This window comes from Brevundimonas vancanneytii, from assembly GCF_901421975.1.
GTDB lineage: Bacteria > Pseudomonadota > Alphaproteobacteria > Caulobacterales > Caulobacteraceae > Brevundimonas > Brevundimonas diminuta.
In genome coordinates this window covers 2,633,098-2,653,865 of sequence record NZ_LR588407.1, presented here as the reverse complement: position 1 = coordinate 2,653,865, position 20,768 = coordinate 2,633,098, and the positions used below count along the sequence as shown (strand labels likewise).

At 68.6% G+C, this 20,768-nt stretch carries 21 protein-coding genes, 1 pseudogene and 1 riboswitch; of the genes and pseudogenes, 10 read left to right on the top strand and 12 right to left on the bottom strand.

What is annotated here, in order from left to right; translation table 11 throughout:
• Positions 1-21: 21 nt before the first annotated feature.
• Entirely contained in the window at positions 22-1,821 is a 1,800-nt protein-coding gene (locus FGL25_RS13180) for a long-chain-acyl-CoA synthetase (RefSeq protein WP_138141940.1), read from the bottom strand.
• Between the two features lie 257 nt (positions 1,822-2,078).
• On the bottom strand, positions 2,079-3,404 hold the full coding sequence (locus tag FGL25_RS13175) for a PQQ-dependent sugar dehydrogenase (RefSeq protein WP_138141939.1): 1,326 nt from the start codon (positions 3,402-3,404) through the stop codon (positions 2,079-2,081).
• A 150-nt stretch (positions 3,405-3,554) separates the two neighbouring features.
• On the opposite strand from FGL25_RS13175, the gene FGL25_RS13170 reads away from it, so the two are divergent.
• The 3 genes from FGL25_RS13170 to FGL25_RS16895 all read left to right on the top strand — a co-directional run bounded on the left by FGL25_RS13170 (position 3,555) and on the right by FGL25_RS16895 (position 6,394).
• The gene (locus tag FGL25_RS13170; protein ID WP_003163886.1) at positions 3,555-4,490 is read left to right on the top strand and encodes an ABC transporter ATP-binding protein; all 936 of its coding nucleotides are present in this window, start codon (positions 3,555-3,557) and stop codon (positions 4,488-4,490) included.
• Positions 4,490-5,257, top strand: coding sequence for an ABC transporter permease (locus FGL25_RS13165; RefSeq protein ID WP_003163885.1), 768 nt, complete (start codon positions 4,490-4,492; stop codon positions 5,255-5,257). The genes FGL25_RS13170 and FGL25_RS13165 overlap by 1 nt, the downstream gene beginning before the upstream one ends.
• Positions 5,258-5,350: 93 nt before the next feature.
• The gene (locus tag FGL25_RS16895; RefSeq protein WP_167493354.1) at positions 5,351-6,394 is read left to right on the top strand and encodes a hypothetical protein; all 1,044 of its coding nucleotides are present in this window, start codon (positions 5,351-5,353) and stop codon (positions 6,392-6,394) included.
• 27 nt (positions 6,395-6,421) lie between these two features.
• Here the strand turns inward: FGL25_RS16895 and FGL25_RS13155 are convergent, their stop codons facing one another.
• Positions 6,422-6,799, bottom strand: a complete 378-nt coding sequence (locus tag FGL25_RS13155; protein ID WP_046651837.1) for a hypothetical protein — start codon at positions 6,797-6,799, stop codon at positions 6,422-6,424.
• Between the two features lie 47 nt (positions 6,800-6,846).
• On the bottom strand, positions 6,847-7,605 hold the full coding sequence (locus tag FGL25_RS13150; RefSeq protein WP_167493353.1) for a ribonuclease T2 family protein: 759 nt from the start codon (positions 7,603-7,605) through the stop codon (positions 6,847-6,849).
• Between the two features lie 93 nt (positions 7,606-7,698).
• On the opposite strand from FGL25_RS13150, the gene FGL25_RS13145 reads away from it, so the two are divergent.
• Positions 7,699-7,983, top strand: coding sequence for a hypothetical protein (locus tag FGL25_RS13145; protein ID WP_252865777.1), 285 nt, complete (start codon positions 7,699-7,701; stop codon positions 7,981-7,983).
• A gap of 55 nt (positions 7,984-8,038) precedes the next feature.
• On the opposite strand, the gene FGL25_RS13140 is transcribed toward FGL25_RS13145, so the two are convergent.
• From FGL25_RS13140 to FGL25_RS13130, 3 genes are all read right to left on the bottom strand, one after another.
• Positions 8,039-9,385, bottom strand: a complete 1,347-nt coding sequence (locus tag FGL25_RS13140; protein ID WP_138141938.1) for a Gfo/Idh/MocA family protein — start codon at positions 9,383-9,385, stop codon at positions 8,039-8,041.
• Between the two features lie 70 nt (positions 9,386-9,455).
• The gene (locus FGL25_RS13135; protein ID WP_138141937.1) at positions 9,456-10,118 is read right to left on the bottom strand and encodes an aspartate/glutamate racemase family protein; all 663 of its coding nucleotides are present in this window, start codon (positions 10,116-10,118) and stop codon (positions 9,456-9,458) included.
• A 224-nt stretch (positions 10,119-10,342) separates the two neighbouring features.
• Positions 10,343-10,795 (bottom strand): GNAT family N-acetyltransferase, encoded by a 453-nt coding sequence (locus tag FGL25_RS13130; protein ID WP_138141936.1) that lies wholly within the window; start codon positions 10,793-10,795, stop codon positions 10,343-10,345.
• Between the two features lie 56 nt (positions 10,796-10,851).
• Positions 10,852-10,961: riboswitch (TPP riboswitch) on the top strand.
• A 69-nt stretch (positions 10,962-11,030) separates the two neighbouring features.
• On the opposite strand from FGL25_RS13130, the gene thiC reads away from it, so the two are divergent.
• The gene (thiC, locus tag FGL25_RS13125) at positions 11,031-12,938 is read left to right on the top strand and encodes a phosphomethylpyrimidine synthase ThiC (RefSeq protein WP_252970182.1); all 1,908 of its coding nucleotides are present in this window, start codon (positions 11,031-11,033) and stop codon (positions 12,936-12,938) included.
• 10 nt (positions 12,939-12,948) lie between these two features.
• Here the strand turns inward: thiC and FGL25_RS13120 are convergent, their stop codons facing one another.
• On the bottom strand, positions 12,949-13,821 hold the full coding sequence (locus tag FGL25_RS13120) for a DUF3800 domain-containing protein (RefSeq protein ID WP_197733849.1): 873 nt from the start codon (positions 13,819-13,821) through the stop codon (positions 12,949-12,951).
• A 254-nt stretch (positions 13,822-14,075) separates the two neighbouring features.
• Between FGL25_RS13120 and FGL25_RS13115 the strand changes: the two are divergent.
• The 3 genes and pseudogenes from FGL25_RS13115 to FGL25_RS13105 all read left to right on the top strand — a co-directional run.
• Positions 14,076-14,534 (top strand): annotated as a pseudogene (locus FGL25_RS13115) (zeta toxin family protein); the annotation flags it as partial.
• Positions 14,531-14,713: a hypothetical protein gene (locus FGL25_RS13110; protein ID WP_138141934.1), complete on the top strand. Its 183-nt coding sequence runs from the start codon at positions 14,531-14,533 to the stop codon at positions 14,711-14,713. The pseudogene FGL25_RS13115 and the gene FGL25_RS13110, both read left to right, overlap by 4 nt.
• A 201-nt stretch (positions 14,714-14,914) precedes the next feature.
• Positions 14,915-15,742, top strand: a complete 828-nt coding sequence (locus tag FGL25_RS13105; protein WP_138141933.1) for a hypothetical protein — start codon at positions 14,915-14,917, stop codon at positions 15,740-15,742.
• Positions 15,743-15,852: 110 nt separating this feature from the next.
• Here FGL25_RS13105 and FGL25_RS13100 read toward each other — a convergent pair whose 3' ends face one another.
• On the bottom strand, positions 15,853-16,524 hold the full coding sequence (locus tag FGL25_RS13100) for a DsbA family oxidoreductase (protein WP_138141932.1): 672 nt from the start codon (positions 16,522-16,524) through the stop codon (positions 15,853-15,855).
• Positions 16,525-16,635: 111 nt separating this feature from the next.
• Between FGL25_RS13100 and FGL25_RS13095 the strand changes: the two genes are divergently transcribed.
• Entirely contained in the window at positions 16,636-17,571 is a 936-nt protein-coding gene (locus FGL25_RS13095; RefSeq protein WP_138141931.1) for a nucleoside hydrolase, read from the top strand.
• Positions 17,568-18,413, top strand: coding sequence for a ribokinase (locus FGL25_RS13090; protein WP_138141930.1), 846 nt, complete (start codon positions 17,568-17,570; stop codon positions 18,411-18,413). Before FGL25_RS13095 ends, FGL25_RS13090 begins: the two co-directional genes overlap by 4 nt.
• A 10-nt stretch (positions 18,414-18,423) precedes the next feature.
• On the opposite strand, the gene ruvB is transcribed toward FGL25_RS13090, so the two are convergent.
• The 3 genes from ruvB to ruvC all read right to left on the bottom strand — a co-directional run bounded on the left by ruvB (position 18,424) and on the right by ruvC (position 20,754).
• On the bottom strand, positions 18,424-19,455 hold the full coding sequence (ruvB, locus tag FGL25_RS13085) for a Holliday junction branch migration DNA helicase RuvB (protein WP_138141929.1): 1,032 nt from the start codon (positions 19,453-19,455) through the stop codon (positions 18,424-18,426).
• A 169-nt stretch (positions 19,456-19,624) separates the two neighbouring features.
• On the bottom strand, positions 19,625-20,245 hold the full coding sequence (ruvA, locus tag FGL25_RS13080; RefSeq protein WP_138141928.1) for a Holliday junction branch migration protein RuvA: 621 nt from the start codon (positions 20,243-20,245) through the stop codon (positions 19,625-19,627).
• Positions 20,242-20,754 (bottom strand): crossover junction endodeoxyribonuclease RuvC, encoded by a 513-nt coding sequence (ruvC, locus tag FGL25_RS13075; protein ID WP_003163870.1) that lies wholly within the window; start codon positions 20,752-20,754, stop codon positions 20,242-20,244. Before ruvC ends, ruvA begins: the two co-directional genes overlap by 4 nt.
• Positions 20,755-20,768 lie beyond the last annotated feature (14 nt).

The window sequence follows — 20,768 nt, the reverse complement described above, 5'->3', positions numbered from 1 at the left end:
ACAGGTGAGGGCCGCAAATTCTTACAGCCGCGTCGCGCCGCTCAGGATCGCCTCGCGCGCCTTGGCGGTCAGCTTCTGATAACCAGCCTTGCCGCCGCGCACCCAGACGGGGCCGTCGACCTTGTCCGGGTCGAAGCCGTCGGCGACCAGATCGACCTTGCGGTATTTGAAGGTGCCGGTGGTGTCGGCCGACTTCAGCATCCGCACGAACACCGGCCGGGCGTAGGTCGGCAGTTGCTCGTCGGCCCAGGCGGCGAAGGCGGCGGCGTCGAACTTCTCGTCCAGCACCAGGCCGACCATGCCCGCCTTGCCTTCCTGGCCCGGCACCTCGACGCCATAGGCGATGACTTCCTGCACGCCCGGCGCCTCGGACAGGCGCTGTTCGACCTCGGCGGTCGAGACGTTCTCGCCCTTCCAGCGGAAGGTGTCGCCCAGACGGTCCATGAAATAGAGGTAGCCCTGACGGTCCTGGCGCATCAGGTCGCCGGTGCGGAACCAGCGGTCGCCCTTCTTGAACACGTCGGTCAGGATCTTCTTCTCCGACGCCTTCTTGTCGGCGTAGCCCGAGAAGTCGTGGCGGATGTCGCTGCCGATCTGGCCGATGGCCTCGCCCGTCTCGCCGGTCGGCACCAGGCGGCACAGGCCGTCGGGGCCGCGCACCGGCTCGCCCGTCTCCGGGTCCAGGTCGATCAGGCGGATGTTGATCTGCGACTTCAGGAAGCCCGGCACGCGGCCGATGGCCCCGGCCTTGCCGTCGAAGTTGAACAGGGAGACGTTGCCCTCGGTCGAGCCGTAGAACTCAAGAATGTCCTTGATGCCGAAGCGGCTCTGGAACTCGGGCCAGACGTCGGGGCGCAGGCCGTTGCCGAAGGCCAGTCGCAGCTTGTGGCCCTTCTCGTCCGGGTTTTCGGGGCTGTTGATCAGATAGCGGCACAGTTCGCCGATGTAGACGAACATGGTCGCGCCAGTCGTCTTCACGTCGGGCCAGAAATGCGTGGCCGAGAAACGCCGCCGCGTGATCATCCGCCCGCCGTTCAGCAGCACCGAGCCGACGCCGACCAGCCCCCCGGTCGAGTGATACAGCGGCAGGACGTTGAACAGGGCGTCTTTCGGCGTCGAGGCCGTGGCTCCGGCGAAGGCGCGCATATAGGTCCGCACCCGCGAGTGCGGCATCCGCGCCGCCTTGGGCAGGCCGGTCGTGCCCGAGGTGAAGATGTACAGGGCCGTGTCGCGGTTGGTCATGCCCTGACGCAGCGAACGGTCGGGCCGCACGGACGATGCGCTGCGCACGGCGTTGTCCAGGTCGCGGCGCGCGTTGGTCTCGTTCTCTTCGCCCAGGCCGTGGACCCAGATCATCAGGTTGCGGTCGACCAGGCCGCGCGCGTCCTCGACCGCCTGCCAGCAGTCCTCGTCCGTCACCACGTTGAAGGCGGTCGAGATGGTCAGGCAGTGGGCCAGGGCCGCGCCGGTCAGATTGTTGTTGATCAGGGCGGTGGCCACCCCGACCTTGGAGAAGCCGAACCAGGCGGCCACGTATTCCACGCGGTTGTGCATCACCAGGGCGATGACGTCGCTGCGCTTCAGATTGCGGCTCTTGGCCCAGTTGGCGTAGCGGTTCGCCAGGGCCTCGAACTCGCGATAGGTCAGCTTGCGGCTCTCGTCCTCGACCGCGATGTTGGGGCCGAACCTGTCGACCGCCTCCTCGATGTCGTCACAGGCCAGGACGTCGCTGTCGAGCGTGATGGGCTTGATGCGCTTCAGAAGTCTGAACAGCCCGCCAGCGAACTTGATGTCACGCCGGATGTTTGCCGCCAGTCCCATGGGTGCGCCGCCTCTTCCCGATTGCCTTTGTCATGGTTGATGGACGGCGCGGGGCGGCGGGTCAACCGGCGGTGGAGACGCAGGCGGGGCCATTCGACAAAAAGGCAAGCTTTCGCGTCCTTTTCAATGACGTAGGGTCAAGTCGAAGGCCGACCTTAGGTCAAGCTGATCCGGCGCTGATCCGCGGTTCCACACTGGATCGTCTACAGATGAAATCGGGCCCGCGCCCTCATGACTGATCAGGCGGACGCCGCATCTCATCGCGAGGCGGGCGTCACGCGCCAGACCGCGTCGCCCACGTCGTCGGCGACCAGCAGGGCGCCGCGTCCGTCTACCGCCACCCCGACCGGCCGCCCCATGGCCTCGCCCCTTGCGTTGCGGAAGCCGGTCAGCACGTCCTGCGGCGGCCCGTCCGGGCGCCCGTCGCGGAAGGGCACGAAGATGACCTTGTAGCCCGAGGGCGGGTTGCGGTTCCACGAGCCGTGCTGGCCGATGATCGCCCCGTCGCCCCATTGGGGCAGCAGCGCCCCCGTATAGAAGGTCAGGCCCAGAGAGGCCGTATGCGACCCCAGGGCGTAGTCGGGCTTGATCGCCCTGGCGACCATGTCGGGCCGGGCGGGCTGCACCCGTTCGTCGACGTTCTGGCCGTAATAGCTCCACGGCCAGCCGTAGAATCCGCCGGGCGTGACCGAGGTCATGTAGTCGGGCGCCAGATCGTCGCCCAGGGCGTCGCGCTCATTGACGGAGGTCCACAAACGCCCGTCCTGCGGATTCCAGGCCAGGCCGACCGGGTTGCGCAAGCCCGAGGCGAAGACGCGCCGTGCGCCCGTCGCCGCGTCGATCTCCAGAATGGCGGCGCGGTCGACCTCCTCGTCCAGCCCGTTCTCGCCGATGTTGGAGTTGGAGCCGACCCCGACATACAGCTTGGTCCCGTCCGCCGAGGCGACCAGGCTCTTGGTCCAGTGATGATTGCGTCCGGCGGGCAGGTCCGCGACCTTGACCGGCGTCGCGTCGATGCGCGTCCGGCCCGTCTGATAGGGGACCATGACCACGGCGTGGGCGTTGGCGACGTACAGCCGCTCTCCGACCAGGGCCATGCCGAAGGGCGAGGTCAGGCCGCTCAGGAAGACGGTCTTCGTCTCCGCCGTCCCGTCGCCGTCGGCGTCGCGCAGCAGGCTGATGCGGTCGGCGCTGGGGCGGTCGCCCGATCCCGCGCGCGCCATAACCAGCCCTTCGATCCAGCCGCGCAGGCCCCCCTTCTTCTCCTTCGGCTTGGCGGGCCCCTGGGATTCGGCGACCAGGACGTCGCCGTTGGGCAGGACGTAGAGCCAGCGCGGATGATCCAGCCCCGTCGCAAAGGCGTTCACCGCCAGGCCCGCCGCCGCAACCGGCGTCTGTCCCTGCGGCCAGCCGACGGCGCGGGCGATCTTCACGGTCGGCACGGCTTGGGGCCGGGGCGCCGGCAGGTTGGGCGCGGCGCCGAAACCGTCTGTTTCCGGCAGCACGCTTTCGGTCTCGCAGGCCGCCAGACCGAGCAGGGCGACGAGGGGCAGGGCCAGAAGAAGGGGGCGGCGAGGGGACATGGCGATCGTCCTGTGCGGTTCGGCCTCGACTATAACGCCTTTCAGGGCGGATCGCTCCTGCAACCCCTTCCCGTTGGAAGAGGGCGGGCGTCCCCTTGAGCCGCATCATGCCGCTCCTTATCTGCCTTCCCCGAAGCCGGGAGGGGCTCCATGCCAGTCGTCATTTCCATCGAAGGTCTGACCAAGACCTACAAGTCCGGCCATCAGGCCCTGAAACGCGTCGATCTGGAGATCGAGAAGGGCGAGATCTTCGCCCTGTTGGGTCCGAACGGGGCGGGCAAGACGACGATGATCTCCATCGTCTGCGGCATCGTCACCCCGTCCAGCGGAACCATCACCGCCGACGGCCACGATATTCAGAGCGACTACCGCGCCGCCCGCACCAAGATCGGCCTGGTGCCGCAGGAGTTGACGACCGACGCCTTCGAGACCGTCTGGGCCACCGTGACCTTCAGCCGGGGCCTGTTCGGCAAGGCGCCGAACCCGGCCTATGTCGAGCAGATCCTTCGCGACCTTTCCCTGTGGGACAAGAAGGACGCCAAGATCATGACCCTGTCCGGCGGGATGAAGCGCCGCGTCATGATCGCCAAGGCCCTGAGCCACGAACCGGAAATCCTGTTTCTCGATGAGCCCACGGCGGGCGTCGACGTCGAGCTGCGCCGGGACATGTGGTCTCTGGTGCGCCGCCTGCGCGAGCGCGGCGTGACCATCATCCTGACCACCCACTACATCGAGGAAGCCGAGGAGATGGCCGACCGCGTCGGCGTCATCCTCAAGGGCGAACTGATCCTGGTCGAGAAGACCGCCGACCTGATGCAGAAGCTGGGCAAGAAGACCCTGACCCTTCAGCTTCAGGAGCCGCTGGCGGCCCTGCCGCCCGAACTGGCCGACTGGAACCTCACGCTGCAAGGCGACGGGACCGAACTGGAATACGTCTTTGATTCCAACGCCGAAAAGACCGGCGTCCCCTCCCTGATGCGCCGCCTGTCGGATCTCGGCGTCGGCTTCAAGGATCTCAGCACCCGCCAGAGCTCGCTCGAGGACATCTTCGTCGGCCTGGTCCATCAGGATCGGGAGGCCGCGTGATGAGCTTCAACGGATACGGAGTCTGGGCCATCTATCGCTTCGAGATGGCGCGGGCTTTACGCACCCTGTGGCAGTCGCTGGTGACGCCGGTTATCACCACCTCGCTCTATTTCGTCGTCTTCGGCGGCGCCATCGGCAGCCGCATGACCGAGGTGGACGGCGTGCCCTACGGCGCCTTCATCGTGCCGGGACTGATCATGCTCAGCCTGTTCACCCAGTCGATCTTCAACGCCTCCTTCGGCATCTACTTCCCCAAGTTCACCGGGACGATCTACGAGATCCTGTCCGCGCCCGTGTCGCCGCTGGAGATCGTGCTGGCCTATGTCGGGGCGGCGGCGACCAAGTCGGCGATCCTGGGCCTCATCATTCTGGCCACGGCGGCCTTCTTCGTGCCGCTCGAGATCCTGCACCCCTTCTGGATGCTGGCCTTCCTGATCCTGATCTCGACCACCTTCGCCCTGTTCGGCTTCATCATCGGGGTCTGGGCGCAGAATTTCGAGCAGCTTCAGTTCGTGCCCATGCTGATCGTCACGCCCCTGACCTTCCTGGGCGGCGCCTTCTATTCGATCGAGATGCTGCCCGAGGGCTGGCGCACGGTCGCCCTCTTCAACCCGGTCGTCTATCTGATCTCGGGCTTCCGCTGGGCCTTCTACGGCGTGGGGGACGTCAGCGTCGAAATCAGCCTTGCGGCCACGCTGGGCTTCTTCTTCGCCTGTCTGGCGGTGGTGGGCTGGATCTTCAAGACCGGCTATCGTCTGAAGAACTGAAGGTCACGAAAGCGCCGAACTCGGCGCTCACCGTCCTGCCCCTCTAACGCCTTTTCGACCTGATGCGCGCTCGCCGTGAGCGCCGGAGACCGAATGTCCGACGCCGACGACAAGCCCCAGTCGCCTGAAACGCAGCCCGCCCCGGGCGCCCCCGAGCCCTTCCGCCGGGGCCAGATCACCTGGGGCCGCCCGCCCCAGGCCGCCTTCCACGTCGGCCCCCTGCCGCGCGACGAGGGTCTGGCGCGTCTGGCCGCCATGCCGCCGCACCCGAAACCGGCGCAGCCGAAGCCCGCGCCCGCGCGCCCGCAGGCGGCCCAGCCCGCCGCCACGCGCCCGGCCGCGCCCGCCGCCCGACCCGCCGACGTGTTCGGCGGCTCCATGGTCCCGCGTCGTCGCCCCGCGCCGACCGCCTCGGCTCTGCAACAGACCCCGCCGCAACCGGCCGCCCCGCAGCCTGCGCCGGCTCCGACGCCCGCCGCCTCGCTGACGCCGCGCCCCCTGTCGCAAGCCGCGTCCAGCCCGACGCTCGCCGCGTCGGCTCCGGCCGCGCCGACCGCGGCGCCGGCCCCCGTCGTCCAGCCCGCCGCGCCGCCGGTGGTCGAGACGATCGCCGCGCCCGTGACGTCCGCTGCGCCCAAGCCCCGTTCGCGCTGGCCGCTCTACGCCGGGGCGGCGGCCGCCGCGGTCCTGGTTCCCGTGGCGGTCTGGCTGTGGGCCCGCTCGGGCGCGGAAGACGCCGCGCCGCCGCCCGTCGTCGTGACGGAACCCGCTGTCGAGGCTCCCGCCGTCCCGCTCGAAACGCCGACGCCGCAGCCCGCTCCGGTCGCGGTTGAGGCGCCGCTCGCCGCCGCGCTGGCCGCGCGCGCGTCGTCGCCTTCGACGCGAGCCGCCGCGGCGCCCGCGCCTGCGCGTTCGACCCCTGCGCCGACCCGGCCGGTCCCGTCGCCTGCGGCTCAGGCTCCCGTGACCCAGCCTCCGGCGACGACGCCGCCCCCGCCTGTTGTTGTGGTGGCTCCCCCCGCCGCGTCCCAGCCGGATGCGCCGGCCCAGGCCGAAGGCCCGCCGCCGACCCAGGCGCGCCCGGCCCAGACCGATCCCAACGCCCCGATCGTCACCCGGCCGCAGAAGCTGGACTGATCTCGCGGCGAGACTGACGCCCGGCGTCTATTTCAGCGGCAGGTAACCGCGTTCCACCATCCGGCGCAGCGCGTCATAGGCCTCGGCCAGCTCGTCATAGGCGGTGCGGGCGGCGGTCAGGCGGGCCACCTGGTCGGGGGTGGCCGGGGCGCCGGATTCAGCCAGGCGCACGGCCTCGGCGCCCCAGCGCGCCCGCGCCTGGGCCGTCAGCACGGCCAGCTTCTGAAAGGCGCCGACATCCACCTGGGCGAGGGCGTGGCCGATCAGTTCGCGGTTGGCGACATAGGCCGCGTAGTCGATCTGCTCCAGCAGGCCGCGCAGGCGGCGCTGCTCCTGCGGCTCCATGTCCTCGGGCTGGAAATGGTCGCTGGAACGACGGCGGGACTGGGTCAGCATGGTCGACATGACGGCCTCGGGCGAAACAGCAGCCCTGCAGCCTGTGCCTGCTTTGGTTAACCGGCGGTTTGCACGCCGTCCGGAACCCCTTTCGGGGCCAGCTTCAGCCGCGCGCGATCCGGCGCGCCCAGGCCGCGCGGGCAGCGCATCGGCCGATAGTCCTTGGAGTAGCAGAGCCGCGCCTCGCGGAACCAGCCGTCAGTGGTGGCGATGAACACCCCGTCGCGCGGGAAGCCCGGATTGGCGGCGACGAAGGCGTCGCGGATCGCCCCGGCGGTCAGGCGCTGGACGGGGATGGCCTCCAGATCGGGCTTGTTCAGCCCGTCCCACATCTTCGCCGCCTGCTCGAAATAGGCCTCGGGGCTGTCCCAGCCGCAGGTGCCGTGCGCCGCCCATTCGTGCTGTTGCAGGCTGGGCGAGGGGATCATGCAGAAATGCTCGCGCACCGTCTCGACCGGGATGGCCGGGCCGGGCGCGGCGCAATAGCGCGGGTGTTTGTCAGCGGCGCCGTTGGGCCATAACCCGTGAAGGGTCAGGCCGAACTGATTGGCCGCGCACTGATAGCGTTCGTCGGGATAGTCCTTGCCGCTGCGGCACGCCTGGGGCGACCAACTGACCGCCAGCATGTTGAAGGCGACCGGCACGTCGGCCGCCACCTCGTCCTGCGGAATGCGATAGGGGCGGGCGGGGCGCACATCGTCCGGCACGTCGCAGACGGCGCCCGCGACCTCGGCTCGCTCCGGCGCCGCTTCCGTCGACACGGTGCAGGCGGTCAGCAGGACCATCAGGGCGGCGGAGGCGAAAAGGGTGCGCATGGCGGTCTCGTAAACCCTGCGTGATCGGCGGCCAAGGCGGAACCGGCGCACGGCCCCGCTCATTGAAAGCGTAAGCATAAGAGGATGAGGCCCATGCCCGATCAAGACGCCTTTGAAGCCGCCCTGGAGGAAGCCATCGCCCTGTTCGAGCAGGGCGAGAACATGAACCAGGCCCGTTTCGACGAGCTGATCGCCGAACTGGAGGCCCGTCGTCCCGCCCTTCACGCCGTGCCCGAGGACGACCCGCGCGCCGAACGCGCGCGCGCGCTTGAGCGCCGCGCCGACGAACTGGAGCACCGCGCCGCCCAGGGCCACGGCCAGATGGACGAGGTCAACAGCCTGCTGTCGCCGCTGATGGGCAAGAAGTCGGAGAACTGACCTCTGCTCCGTCACCCTCGGGCTTGTCCCGAGGGTGACGGGGGCGGGAGAGGCCTCAATACACGCCGTCGAAGCCGAAGATCGGCTTGCGCTCGCGCCACGCCCCGCGCGTGAAGTCGGGGAAGTCCACCGTGCGATTGCCCTCGGCGATCGACTGTTCCGACAGGGGGGTGATCGCGCTCCAGCTCACGGCGTCATAGATGTCCAGCGGCATCGCCGCCTTGGCCTTCAGCGCCTCGACGAAGGCGTGGATGACGAAGAAGTCCATGCCGCCGTGGCCCGATCCGGCCGCCGTGTCCGCGTGGGTCTTCCACAGCGGGTGGTCGTATTGCTCGAACCAGGCCGCCTGCGCCTCCCACTGGTGCGCGGGGCTGCGGCCCTCGATGTGGACCGACTGATTCAAATCCATCCAGAGCCCCTTCACCCCCTGCACCCGGAAGCCCAGCGAATAGGGACGAGGCAGATTGGTGTCGTGCTGCAGCAGGATGGTCTCGCCGTTGGCGCAGCCGATCGAGGTCGTCACTACATCGCCCAGCTTGAACTGCACCTGGGCGTTCGGATGGTCGGCCCCGCCGTTGTCCACCACATAGGCGTGCAGCCCACGCGCCTTGGAGGCGTAGGCCGTCAGCGTCGTCATCCGGTTGCCCCGGTTCAGGTCGATCCAGTTGGCGATCGGCCCGATGCCGTGCGACGGGTAAAGCTCCCCGTTGCGGTTGACCGAATGCCAGGTGCGCCAGCGCGCCTCGGACCAGCCCTTCGGCCCGAACTCGACCCCGCCGCCATAGGGCTTCTGCGGGTCGCCGCTGTTGAACTTCACCGCGCGCAGGTCGTGCTGATAGCCGCCCTGAAGATGGACCAGCTCGCCGAACAGCCCGGCGCGCACCATGTTCAGCACCGCCAGCACGTCGCGGCGATAGCAGACGTTTTCCAGCACCATATAGGGGGTGCCGGTCCGCTCGTGCGCCTCCAGCACGTCCCAGTGGTCTTGCAGGCTGACGCCCGCCACCACCTCGCAGCCGACCGGGATCTTGGCCTCCATCGCCGCGATGGCCATGGGGGCGTGCCATTCCCACGGGGTGGCGATGATGACGGCGTCCAGCCCCGGATGGGCCAGCAGGTCGCGATAGGCCCGGTCCGGCGCCCCTTCATAGGCGCGCGGCGCAGGTTTCCCGGCGGCGGCGATCATCCCCTTGGCCCGCGCGATCATCAGCGGTTCGATGTCGCACAGGGCGACGATGTCCACATCGGCCCGCTTCAGCAGGATGGACATCAGGCTCTGCGCCCTCAGCCCCGTGCCGATGATCCCGATCTGCAAGCGGTCGTTCCGCGCCAGGGCCGGCCCGGCCAGGGTCGAGGCGGCGACGGCGGCGGACGAAGCGGCGATGAAGGCGCGGCGATCCATGATGAAGGCTCCTGCTGAAACGGCGTCGCCTTCCGCTTAGGCCAAGCCGGGCGCCTCGCCTAGCGGCCGGTCAGCGGCACGCCGCCACGCAGGCCCGCGCCAGCACCTCGGCCGAGTCGATCAGCGGCGCGTCCACGTCGCCCTGATCCAGCAGCAGCGGAACCTCGGTGCAGCCCCCGATCACCGCCTCGGCCCCCGCCGCGATCAGCGCCTGCGCCAGATCGCGCATGGCCGCGCGCTGGTCAGGTCCGACGTCGCCCGCCTTGACCCCGAACACCACCTGCATGAACCGCTCGCGCTCGGCGGGGGAGGGGGCGACCATCTCCAGCCCTTCGGCGGCCAGAGCCTCGGCGTACAGCAAGGCCGCGCCCGGCGTGGCCAGCACCCCGACCCGCCGCGCCCCGGTCGCGCCCGCCGCCTTCGCGGTTTCGGCGATCATGTCGATGAAGGGCAGGCCCGCCGCGCGGATGGCGCCCGCATGGGCGTGGGCCGTATTGCACGGCATGGCCAGCACCTGCGCCCCCGCCGCCTTCAGCGCCCGCGCCATCTCGCCCAGCGTCCGGCCCGCCGCCTCGGGCTGAGTATGGCGATTGGGCACCTGGGGGTTGATGTCGGCTATGACGCGGATGTGGTCCTCGTCGCCCGTCGCCGGCGTCAGGGCCTGCACCCGCGCCAGAAAGGCTGTTGTCGCGGCGGGCCCCATGCCGCCCAGAACGCCCAGTACGCGCGCCATGTTTACGATCCTGCTGAACCGCCGCGCGCCAAGTAAACCGGGCGCAGCGGGAAAAACGATTATTGTTCGACAAAGAGCGTTAACACGCGAAAATCAGCGGAACCAACATCGCGGCCGGGGATTGTGCAATCGGACACGTCGGACGCCCCCCCAACCCCGACGAAGTCTGCGGCGGCCCGGCCTTAACGCCCCCCCGACTGAGAAGCCGGGCCGCCCCCTCTCCCTCAATCCAGCTTCAGTTCCATGTCCCAGCGATCCATGCCGGGCGCATAGCCGTCAGGCGTGACCTTCACCGTCTTGAAGCCGAAGCGGGCGTAGAAGCTGTGAGTGTGCGGGCCGGTGTCCAGCACCACGCGTCGGACGCCCGGCGTCGCCCGCGCCGCCGCCAGCCGCGCCTCGGTCAGCGCCCGGCCCAGACCCTGGCCGTGCAGGGCGTTCCCCACCATGCCCCAGCACATCGCCACGCTGCTGCCGTCCGGCTGGACGGCATGGCCGCCGCAGGCGACGATCTGATCGTCGCGCTCGATCACCAGATAAGGCCAATGCAGGGCCTGGTCGTCCAGCCAGGCGACAAATCCATCGCGCTCGCTCTCATCAAAGAAGCGCGGCATATTGCCGTCGAACAGGGCCAGGCAGGCCTCACGATCCTCGGCGCGATAGGGGCGGATGGTCAACATGTCCCGATCCCTAGCACGCCCGCGGCTTGACCCGCAGGGGAAAGGGGCTAGGGTCGCGCCGTTCTCCGGGGGGTCGCAATCGAGCGGCTGAGATTGAGGTTTCTCCTCTGACCCGTCGAACCTGATCCGGGTCATGCCGGCGAAGGGACGAGTTCACCGCTTTCGACGCCCGAAGTCCGGCGTAGGGGGCGCTCCTACCGCGCCGGCGGACCTCTTCTCGCAGGAGGCCGCCACAATGAATATCCACGTTTCCAACGAACAGCCGCACGAGCCGCAGGTCGACCTCGCCCTCGCCGACGCCCGCAAGGAAGTCGCCGCCGAGCATGGTCGCATCCCCACCGGCCCCCGGGCGGGCGGTCAGAAGGTCTATGTGGCGGGCGAGCTCTTCCCCGACATCCGCGTCCCCTTCCGCGAGGTCGCCGTCCACCCCAGCGCCAATGAGCCGCCGGTGACGATGTACGACTCGTCGGGCCCCTACACCGACCCGTCCGTGACCATCGACATCAAGAAGGGCCTGCCGCGCGTTAAATCCAGCTGGCAGCTGGACCGCGGCGACATCGCCCCCGTCGCGAACCCGCGCGAGGTCAAGCCCGAGGACAACGGCCACGCCAGCGGCAAGCACCTCGCCCCCCGCTTCGACACCTCTAACCATCAGGTGTTCAGGGGCGTCGACGGCCGCCCCGTCACCCAGTACGAATACGCGAAAGCCGGGATCATCACGCCCGAGATGGAATATGTCGCCATCCGCGAGAACCTGCGCCGCGAACAGACCGCCCCCTGTATCCGCGACGGCGAAGACTTCGGCGCTTCCATCCCCGACTTCGTCACGCCCGAGTTCGTGCGTCAGGAGATCGCCCGCGGCCGCGCCATCATCCCGCACAACATCAACCACCCCGAAGTCGAGCCGATGATCATCGGCCGCAACTTCCTGGTGAAGATCAACGCCAACATCGGCAACTCGGCGGTCCTCTCCTCCGTCGATGACGAGGTGGACAAGCTGGTCTGGGCCACCCGCTGGGGCGCCGACAACGTCATGGACCTGTCGACCGGCCGCAACATCCACAACATCCGCGACTGGATCATCCGCAACTCGTCCGTCCCCATCGGCACCGTCCCCATCTATCAGGCGCTGGAGAAGGTGAACGGCGTCGCCGAGGATCTGACCTGGGAAGTCTTCCGCGACACCCTGATCGAACAGGCGGAACAGGGCGTCGACTACTTCACCATCCACGCGGGCGTGCGCCTGCCCTTCGTGCCGATGACGGCCAAGCGCGTGACGGGCATCGTCAGCAGAGGCGGCTCCATCATGGCCAAGTGGTGCCTGGCCCACCACAAGGAGAGCTTCCTCTATGAGCATTTCGAGGACATCTGCGACATCATGCGCGCCTATGATGTTTCGTTCTCGCTCGGCGACGGCCTGCGCCCCGGCTCCATCGCCGACGCCAACGACGAGGCCCAGTTCGCCGAGCTGCGCACCCTCGGCGAACTGACGAAAATCGCCTGGGCCAAGGGCTGCCAGGTCATGATCGAAGGCCCCGGCCACGTGCCGATGCACAAGATCAAGGCCAACATGGACGAGCAGCTCAAGCACTGCCACGAGGCGCCCTTCTATACGTTGGGGCCGCTGACCACCGACATCGCGCCGGGCTACGACCACATCACCTCGGCCATCGGCGCGGCCATGATCGGCTGGTTCGGCACGGCCATGCTCTGCTACGTCACGCCCAAGGAGCACCTGGGCCTGCCGGATCGTCAGGACGTCAAGGACGGCGTCATCACCTACAAGATCGCCGCCCACGCCGCCGACCTGGCCAAGGGCCACCCTGGCGCCCGCGCCCACGACGACGCCCTCAGCCGCGCCCGCTTCGAGTTCCGCTGGGAGGACCAGTTCAACCTCTCCCTAGACCCCGAGACCGCCCGCAAATTCCACGACGAGACCCTGCCGAAGGAGGCCCACAAGACCGCCCACTTCTGCTCCATGTGCGGCCCCAAGTTCTGCAGCATGAAGATCAGCCAGGACATCCGCGACGCCGCCAAGGCCCAGAACGACGCGGGCGCCAGCCTGACGGACGCCGAGGCGGGCATGGCCGAGATGAGCGCGAAGTTCAGAGCGGGGGGCGGGGAGATTGAGGTGAAGGTGTGAGGGGTTGGCGCTATCTAAAAAGCTCTCCGCCGGAACGCTGGGTTAGACTGTCTGAGACGACTATGCCTCCGCGCCAGCGACCGCTGGCTTCTTGATAGCGGTGTTGCATCTCTTTTACCCGATGCGAGAATTTCTGCTTTATGTCGATGTATCCAGAGCGGACATGTGCATTTTGCACGTGTCCTTCACAATATGTGTGGACAGCCATAGGGGTCAGAATCCCTGAGCACATCATGTCCGCGATCTGTAATCCGGCGTGGTTGTCGCTATGAGAGAAACTTGGAAGCTCTACAATGCGATCCAAGGCATCTCCAGTTCCTTTGAATTTCTGCGTAAAAATTGAATGAGCAACTTGCGTATTAAGGTGTTTCAGTCTCCCATCTAATATCACTACGCCGATATCGTTCTCAGATGCCAAATAGTTCTGAAAATCGTAACATATAGATTGCACTGAGTAGGTGTAAACGGATGTGCCATTTAGCGGCGCACCAATACCTTTCACCCATACGCGACCAGTCAATTTCGAATTTGCTGCCTCAAGCAAATCGACGGTCTTCTCCAGCACGCGAAAAGAATGTCTTTTGGAATTTCTTGAATTTGAACAAGATTCTCTCCTGATATCCGACCCCTTAATCTCGGGCAAAATCCACCCCATATGTGTAGTTTGAATCGGAGTCAAATTCGGGAACAAGGTTTGCTTTAAAGAAAGCCATCCATCCGTAAGGTGATGAATTTGGCTATAGTCAATAATGACGCCAACCATGATCATGGTTGGCTGGATAGGGCATGCCGAAGTTTTCAAAGCGCCGGTGCAGCCAGCCTCATCAACGTAACAAATCTTCATGTTCAGAATGGAACCAAATTTTAGGGCTGGGGTTGACATGCTGCTAGCAGGAGCTAAATGCTCCGCCTGTAGCACATGCTAATCGCCGAACCGGGAGATCGGGCGGCAAGTCCTACGGCCGCTTTTGGGCGGCCGTAGTTGTATCTGGGCTTTGGCTTGCCTCAGTCCAATCATGTTAGGTGCGTTATCGTGGGTCATCATAGGGTTGTCGTAACCTCGTTGTGACGGCGCGTCCAACATTGCCTTCACGCCTCATCGACACCTCTCGCCAAGCCTAACGAGCCGGGAAGACCGTCCTCATCAACGACCTCCTACGCGAGCGGGCCGAGGCGTTTCAGTTCGTCAATCCGGATGAAGTGACGCGGTCCCTGCCGCAAGGCCCCGGTCGTGACCTAGCCGCCGGACGGCTGGTGCTGGAGCGGCTGGAGGAACTCACTAACGCCCGCGCCGACGTGGTGCTGGAGACGACGCTGGCCACGCGCACCCACGCCCGCCGCATCCGCGACTGGAAGGCTGCCGGATACCGCTTCGAACTGGTCTATCTGCGCCTGCCCTCGGTCGAGGCCTCCATCGCCCGCGTCGCGCACCGGGTCGCGCGCGGCGGCCACGGCATTCCCGAAGAGACGCTGAGGCGGCGCTATCCGCTCAGCCTCGACTACCTCGAAACCGTCTACAAGCCGCTGGCCGACAACTGGCAGGTCTACGCTAGTGGCGGCGAGACCCCCGAACTGCTAGATTGGGGGCCGCGATGAACAAGCCGCTGTTTGATCACGAAACCGCCCTGAAGGCTCTGCGCCGCGCCGCCGAGACGGCCAAGCACGGCACCCGCGAGGAGCAGTCCGGCAAGTTCTTGCCCCCGCCCGGCTGGAAGGGCCGTCTGGTCACGGGCGCCCCCGCGCCGAAGGTCGAAACCAAGCGCAAACGGGCCTGATCCTCTTTCCTCCCCATGCAATGGGGAGGGGGACCGCGTAGCGGTGGAGGGGCTTTACGGCAGCGGAACCAAGCGGCCCCTCCGTCTCGGTCGCTGGCGCGCCCGATCCACCTCCCCACTGCGTAGGGAGGAGAAGCGCGCCCCGTCCGATCCTGACGCACCCGTCCTCCATCCTCCGCCTTTCAGGCAGGAGGCGGCGCGATGGACGATCAGGCTTCGGGCGGGCGGGAGAAGGATTGGCCCGAGACACACTGGCATGAGGAGGCGCCGCGCATCATCGCCTCCGGCCGGGGGGAGCAGGACGAGTACGGCGACACCACCTACATCCCCGACCATGTGCGGCCCTCGACCGCCGAGCGGGCCGAGACGGCTGACGCCCCGCGCGGCCATTATTACGAAGACCCGGCGCCGCGGGACGGCTATCGCGTCCGCTCCGAGGCGACCTGGGCGGCGGCGCGGCGCGACTATCTGGCCGGGAATACGGCCGAGGCCGTCTGCGACCGCTATGGGCTGAAGCTGGGGACGCTGCGGTCCCGCGCCGCGCGCGAGGGCTGGCGCCGCTGCGACGCGGGCGACCCGGACCTCTGGCCTGACGACGATGATCCGGTCGAGGATGCGGCGGCGGACGCCCCCGATCTGGCGGCGATGGCGGCTCAGGCCCTGATGCGGCTGAACCGGGCGGTGCGGCGCGGCCGGGCGGCCGAGGCGGCGTCGTGGCTGCGCACCTGGCGGGCGCTGACCGATCCGGCCCTGCTGGCCGCCGCCGAACCGGAAAGCCCGCCGCCTGCGCCTGAATCGGACCCGCTCGACACGCTGGAAGCCGACATGAAGGCGGTCGCCGCCGTCGCCCGCGACGCCGCCCGTCTGGCCCCTGACGACCTGCTGGGCCGCCGCGCGGTCGAGGCCCGCATCGCCGTCCTCAGCGCCCGCCTCGCGCCGGAAGGAGAGGCGGCGATTTCAGACGATTCAGACGAATTGGACTCTGTTTTTCCCGACTCTTCTCCCCCTGCGGGAGAAGGTGGCCCGTAAGGGCCGGATGAGGGGTCTCTCACCGGCCGATACATGGGGCGGACACGGCGTCGCCACCCCTCATCCGTCCGGCTCCGTCGTCCACCTTCTCCTACAAGGGGAGAAGGGCCTTACGCCTTGCCCGCGATCTCGCGCAGGGCGTTGACGAACACCTGCGTCGGCTGGCCGCCGGAGATCAGATATTTGTCCTCCACCACCACGGCGGGGACGGAGGTGATGCCCCGCGCGCGCCACAGGGCCTGCGCCGTGCGGACCTCCTGCATATAGCGGCCGGACGCCAGCACCTCGGCGGCCTCGGCGCGGTCCAGCCCGGCGGCCTCGGCCGCCTCGGTCAGGACGCCCGCGTCCGAGACGTTGCGCCCTTTCGTGAAGTGGGCGCCGAACAGGGCGTGTTTCAGCGCCGCCTGCTTGTCCGGCGCGGTCAGCCCGGCCCAGTGCAGCAGGCGGTGGGCGTCGAAGGTGTTCCACATGCGGCTGTCGTCGCGGAAGTTCATCTCGACCCCGACCTCGGCGGCGCGGGCGGTGATGGCGGCGCGGTTGGCGGCCGACTGTTCGGGGGTGGAGCCGTATTTGCGGGCCAGGTGCTCGCCCATGTTCTCGCCCTCGGGGGCGATGTCGGGGTTCAGCTCGAACGGCTGGAAGGCGATGTCGGCGGCGATCCCTTCGCCCTGGAGCCGCTCCAGCGCCTGCTCCAGCCCGCCCAGCCCCACCGCGCACCACGGGCACATGACGTCGGAGACGAAGTCGATCTTCAGCGGCTTGAGCGGGGCGGCGTCGGTCATGGCGGCGGCTTTCTGGAACAGCGTGTGTGACGAAGCATATGGGCGCGCGGCGGGAGGAGGCAAGGCGCGCCGGGCATTGATTCACGGCCTGCCAAACGGCACACCGGATCGGTGAAACAGAGCCTGATCATTGATTGCGACCCCGGCGTGGATGACGCCACGGGGCTGCTGACCGCCTTCGCCTCTGCTGACCTCGACCTGCTGGCCGTGACCACGGTCGGGGGCAACGTCAGCGCCGAAAAGACCGCGCGCAACGCCCGCATCCTGCGCCAGATCGCCGGGCGCGAGGACGTGCCGGTGTTCGCGGGCGCCGAGCGCCCCCTGCGCCGCGACCCGGCCGGGGCGGGCGAGTTCCACGGGGCTGAGGGGCTGGGCGAGCTGACCCCGTTCGAGCCCGCCGCGCCTGTGGCCGAGGGCACGGCGACTGAGGCCATCGTGCGGCTGGTGATGACGCGGCCTGCGGGTTCCGTGGCGTTGGCCGTCATGGGGCCGATGACCAATCTGGCGCTGGCCATGCGAGCCGAACCGGCGCTGGCGGCGCATCTGGGGCCGGTCGTGGTCATGGGCGGGGCGCGCTCGGAAGGCGGCAACATCACCGCCTCGGCCGAGTTCAACATCTGGGCCGACCCCGAGGCGGCGGCCGAGGTCTTCGCTTCGGGCTGCCGCATGATCGTCATGGGGCTGGACGCCACCCATCAGGTGCGGGCGACGGAAGGTAGGATCGCGGCGATCGAGGCCCTGCCCACGGCCTCGGCCCGCACGGCGGCGGCGATGCTGCGTTTCTCCCAGCGGGTGGAGCGGCGGATCGTCGGCTGGGACGCAGGGCCGCTGCACGACCCCTGCACGGTGGCCTGGCTGTTGCGGCCTGACCTGTTCGAGCTGGCTCCCTGCCGCATCGCGGTGGAGACCGAAAGCGACCTGACCCGAGGCCACACGGCGGTCGAGTTCCGTGTCGAGGCGGCCGGGGCGAACCATTTCTGGGCGACGAAGGCCGACGCGGCCGGGGTCTTCGCCCTGATCACCCAGCGTTTGGGAGAAGGCGCATGAGGATCACCGTCGTCGGCTCGATCAATCTGGATATTGTGGCGGCGGCGCCGTCCCTGCCTGCGCCGGGCGAGACGGTGACGGGGGCGACCCTGTCGCGCCACCCCGGCGGCAAGGGCGCCAATCAGGCTCTGGCCGCGCGTCGGCTGGGCGCCGAAGTCTCGCTGATCGGCCGGGTCGGCGATGATGAAATGTCGGGCGCGGCGGTGGCTCTGATGCTGGCGCACGGCGTCGACCTGTCGGGGGTGGAGACGGACATCGCGGCGCCGACCGGCGTGGCCCTGATCACCGTCGATCCAACCGGCGAGAACCAGATCACCGTGGCCGCCGGCGCCAACCACTTCGTGACGCCGGAGCAACTGCCCGCCCGGATCGAGACGCCGCTGATCGCCCAGCTGGAGCTGCCGATCGAGACGGTGGAGACGGCGGTGGGTCGGGCGACGGACTTCGTCTGCGTGAACCTGGCGCCCGCCGCGCCGGTGTCGGAGGCCCTGTTGCGCCGCGCGGACCTGCTGGTGGTCAATGAGACGGAAGCCGCCTTCTACGGCGACGCCCTGCACGTCGGCGGCGGGCTGGTGGTCGTGACCAAGGGCGCGCGCGGGGCGGTCATGTACCGGCGCGGGGTGGCGATGGCCTGGGCCACGCCGCCGCGCATCACGGCTGTGGACGCGGTGGGGGCGGGCGACGCCTTCGTCGGGGCGATCGCCGTGGCCCTGCTGGAGGGCATGGAGCCGGACGCCGCGCTTCACTTCGCCTGCGCCGCCGGGGCGCTGGCGGCGACCCGGCCGGGCGCACAGCCGTCGCTGGGCGACCGCGCCGAGGTCGAGGCGCTGATGACGGGGTAGGGCGCGCGCTCTACTTCCCGAACAGGTCCGGCGCGGCGGCGGGCGGCGTTTGCGGCGCCTCCAGCCCCAGATGCTCATAGGCGCGCGCGCAGGCCATGCGGCCGCGCGGGGTGCGCTGGATGAAGCCCTGCTGTAGCAGATAGGGCTCGATCACGTCCTCGACCGCGTCGCGCGCCTCGGCGATGGCGGCGGCCAGGGTGTCCATGCCGACCGGCCCGCCGCCGTAGTTCTCGATCAAGGCCTTGAGGAAGCGGCGGTCCAGACTGTCCAGCCCGGCCTCGTCCACCTCCAGCCGCGCTAGCGCCCTCGCCGCCGCCAGCCGGTCGATGGAGCCGCCTTCAGCGTCGGCGAAGTCCCGCACCCGACGCAGCAGCCGCCCGGCGATGCGCGGCGTGCCGCGCGCGCGGCGTGCGATCTCCATGGCCCCGTCCTCGGTGATGGCCGCGCCCATCTTGCGCGCCGCGCCGCGGATCACCGCCGTCAGCTCTTCGGGCGTATAGAATTCCAGCCGCAGCGGAATGCCGAAGCGGTCCCTCAGCGGCGTGGCCAGCAGACCCGCCCGCGTCGTGGCCCCGACCAGGGTGAAGGGCGCCAGGTCGATGCGCACGCTGCGCGCCGACGGCCCCTCGCCGATGATCAGGTCCAGCACATGGTCCTCCATCGCCGGATAGAGGATCTCCTCCACCTGGGGGGCCATGCGGTGGATCTCGTCGATGAACAGGACGTCGCGCGGTTCGAGGTTGGTCAGGATGGCCGCCAGGTCGCCAGCCTTGGCCAGGATGGGGCCGGAGGTAGCGCGGAAGCCCACGCCCAGTTCGCGCGCCACGATCTGCGCCAGGGTCGTCTTGCCCAGCCCCGGAGGCCCGAACAGCAGGACGTGGTCCAGCGCCTCGGCGCGGGCGCGGGCGGCGTCGATGAAGACCTTCAGATTGCCCTTGGCCGCCGACTGGCCGACGAACTCGGACAGGGTCTGGGGTCGCAGGGCGCGGTCGTGCTGCTCGCCGGGCGCAGGGGCAGGCGAGATGATGCGGTCGTCAGTCATTTCGTCCTTCTCCCCTTGTGGGAGAAGGTGGCCGAGCGCGGCGAGGTCGGATGAGGGGTCTCTTTATCGGTGATGTCAGGCAGCGCTGGATGTGGGCGCAACCCCTCATCCGTCAGGCTACGCCTGCCACCTTCTCCCACAAGGGGAGAAGGGATAGTCGCAGCGTCCCTCACCGTCCCAGCTCCTGCAGGGCCGTGCGGATGACGAGCGGCAGCTCCGCCTCCTCGCCCAGCTTGATCAGAGCGTGATCGACGGCGCGGCGGGCGTTGACCTCGGCGATGCCCAGGCCCAGCAGGGCGGCGACCGCCTCGCCCGTGACGCTGGGCGGCGGGGCGACGGCGATCTCGGCGTGGACGCCGGGCGCGGTCGGGGCGAAGACGCCCTCGCTCAGGCTTTTGCCCTTCAGTTCGGTGACGATGCGCAGGGCCAGTTTCGGCCCCACGCCGTTGGCGCGTCCCACGGCGGCCTTGTCCTCGCGCGCGACGGCGGCGGCCAGTTCGGCGGGCGGCAGCACGTCCAGCACCCCCAGCGCAGCCTTCGGCCCCACGCCCTGAATGGTCAGCATCAGGTTGAAGACCTTGCGCTCGTCGCGGCTCAGGAAGCCGTAGAGGCGCGGCCCCTGATCCTGGCTCCACTGGCTCTGGATGAACAGCAGGGTCTCGTCGCCCGGCGCGGGCAGTCGGCCCAGCGTCCGCGCCCCGCAGGCGGCCACATAGCCCACGCCGCCGCAGTCGATCAGGCACTCCGCCTCGCCGACCTCGGCCAGGATTCCGCGCAGACGGCCGATCATGCCGCGCCTCGCACCGGCAAGGCCCGAAATCGACGATGATGCGCATGGGTGACCGCCACGGCCAGGGCGTCGGCGGCGTCGGCCTTGACCTCGCCCGAGGCGGGCAGCAGGCGTTTGATCATGAAGGCGATCTGGCTCTTGTCGGCTTGCCCGGCGCCCACCACCGCCTTCTTGATCAGGGTCGGGGCGTATTCGGCGACGCTGAGACCCGCCCGCGCCGGGGCCAGCATGACCGCCGCCCGCGCATGGCCCAGCTTCAGCGTCGAGGCCGGATTGACGTTGACGAAGACCTCTTCGATCGCCGCCTCGTCGCAGTCATAGGCGGCGCAGACCTCGCCGACCTGCTCCAGCAGGTGCAGCAGCCGCTCGGAGAAGGGCGCCTTGTCGTCGGGGGCGACGACGCCGTGCGCGATCCAGCGCAGGCGGCTGCCCTCGCTTTCGATGACGCCCCAGCCGGTGCGGCGCAGGCCGGGGTCCAGCCCCAGGATCCGAGTCGTTTCGTTCGCCATCCGTTCCTATTGCC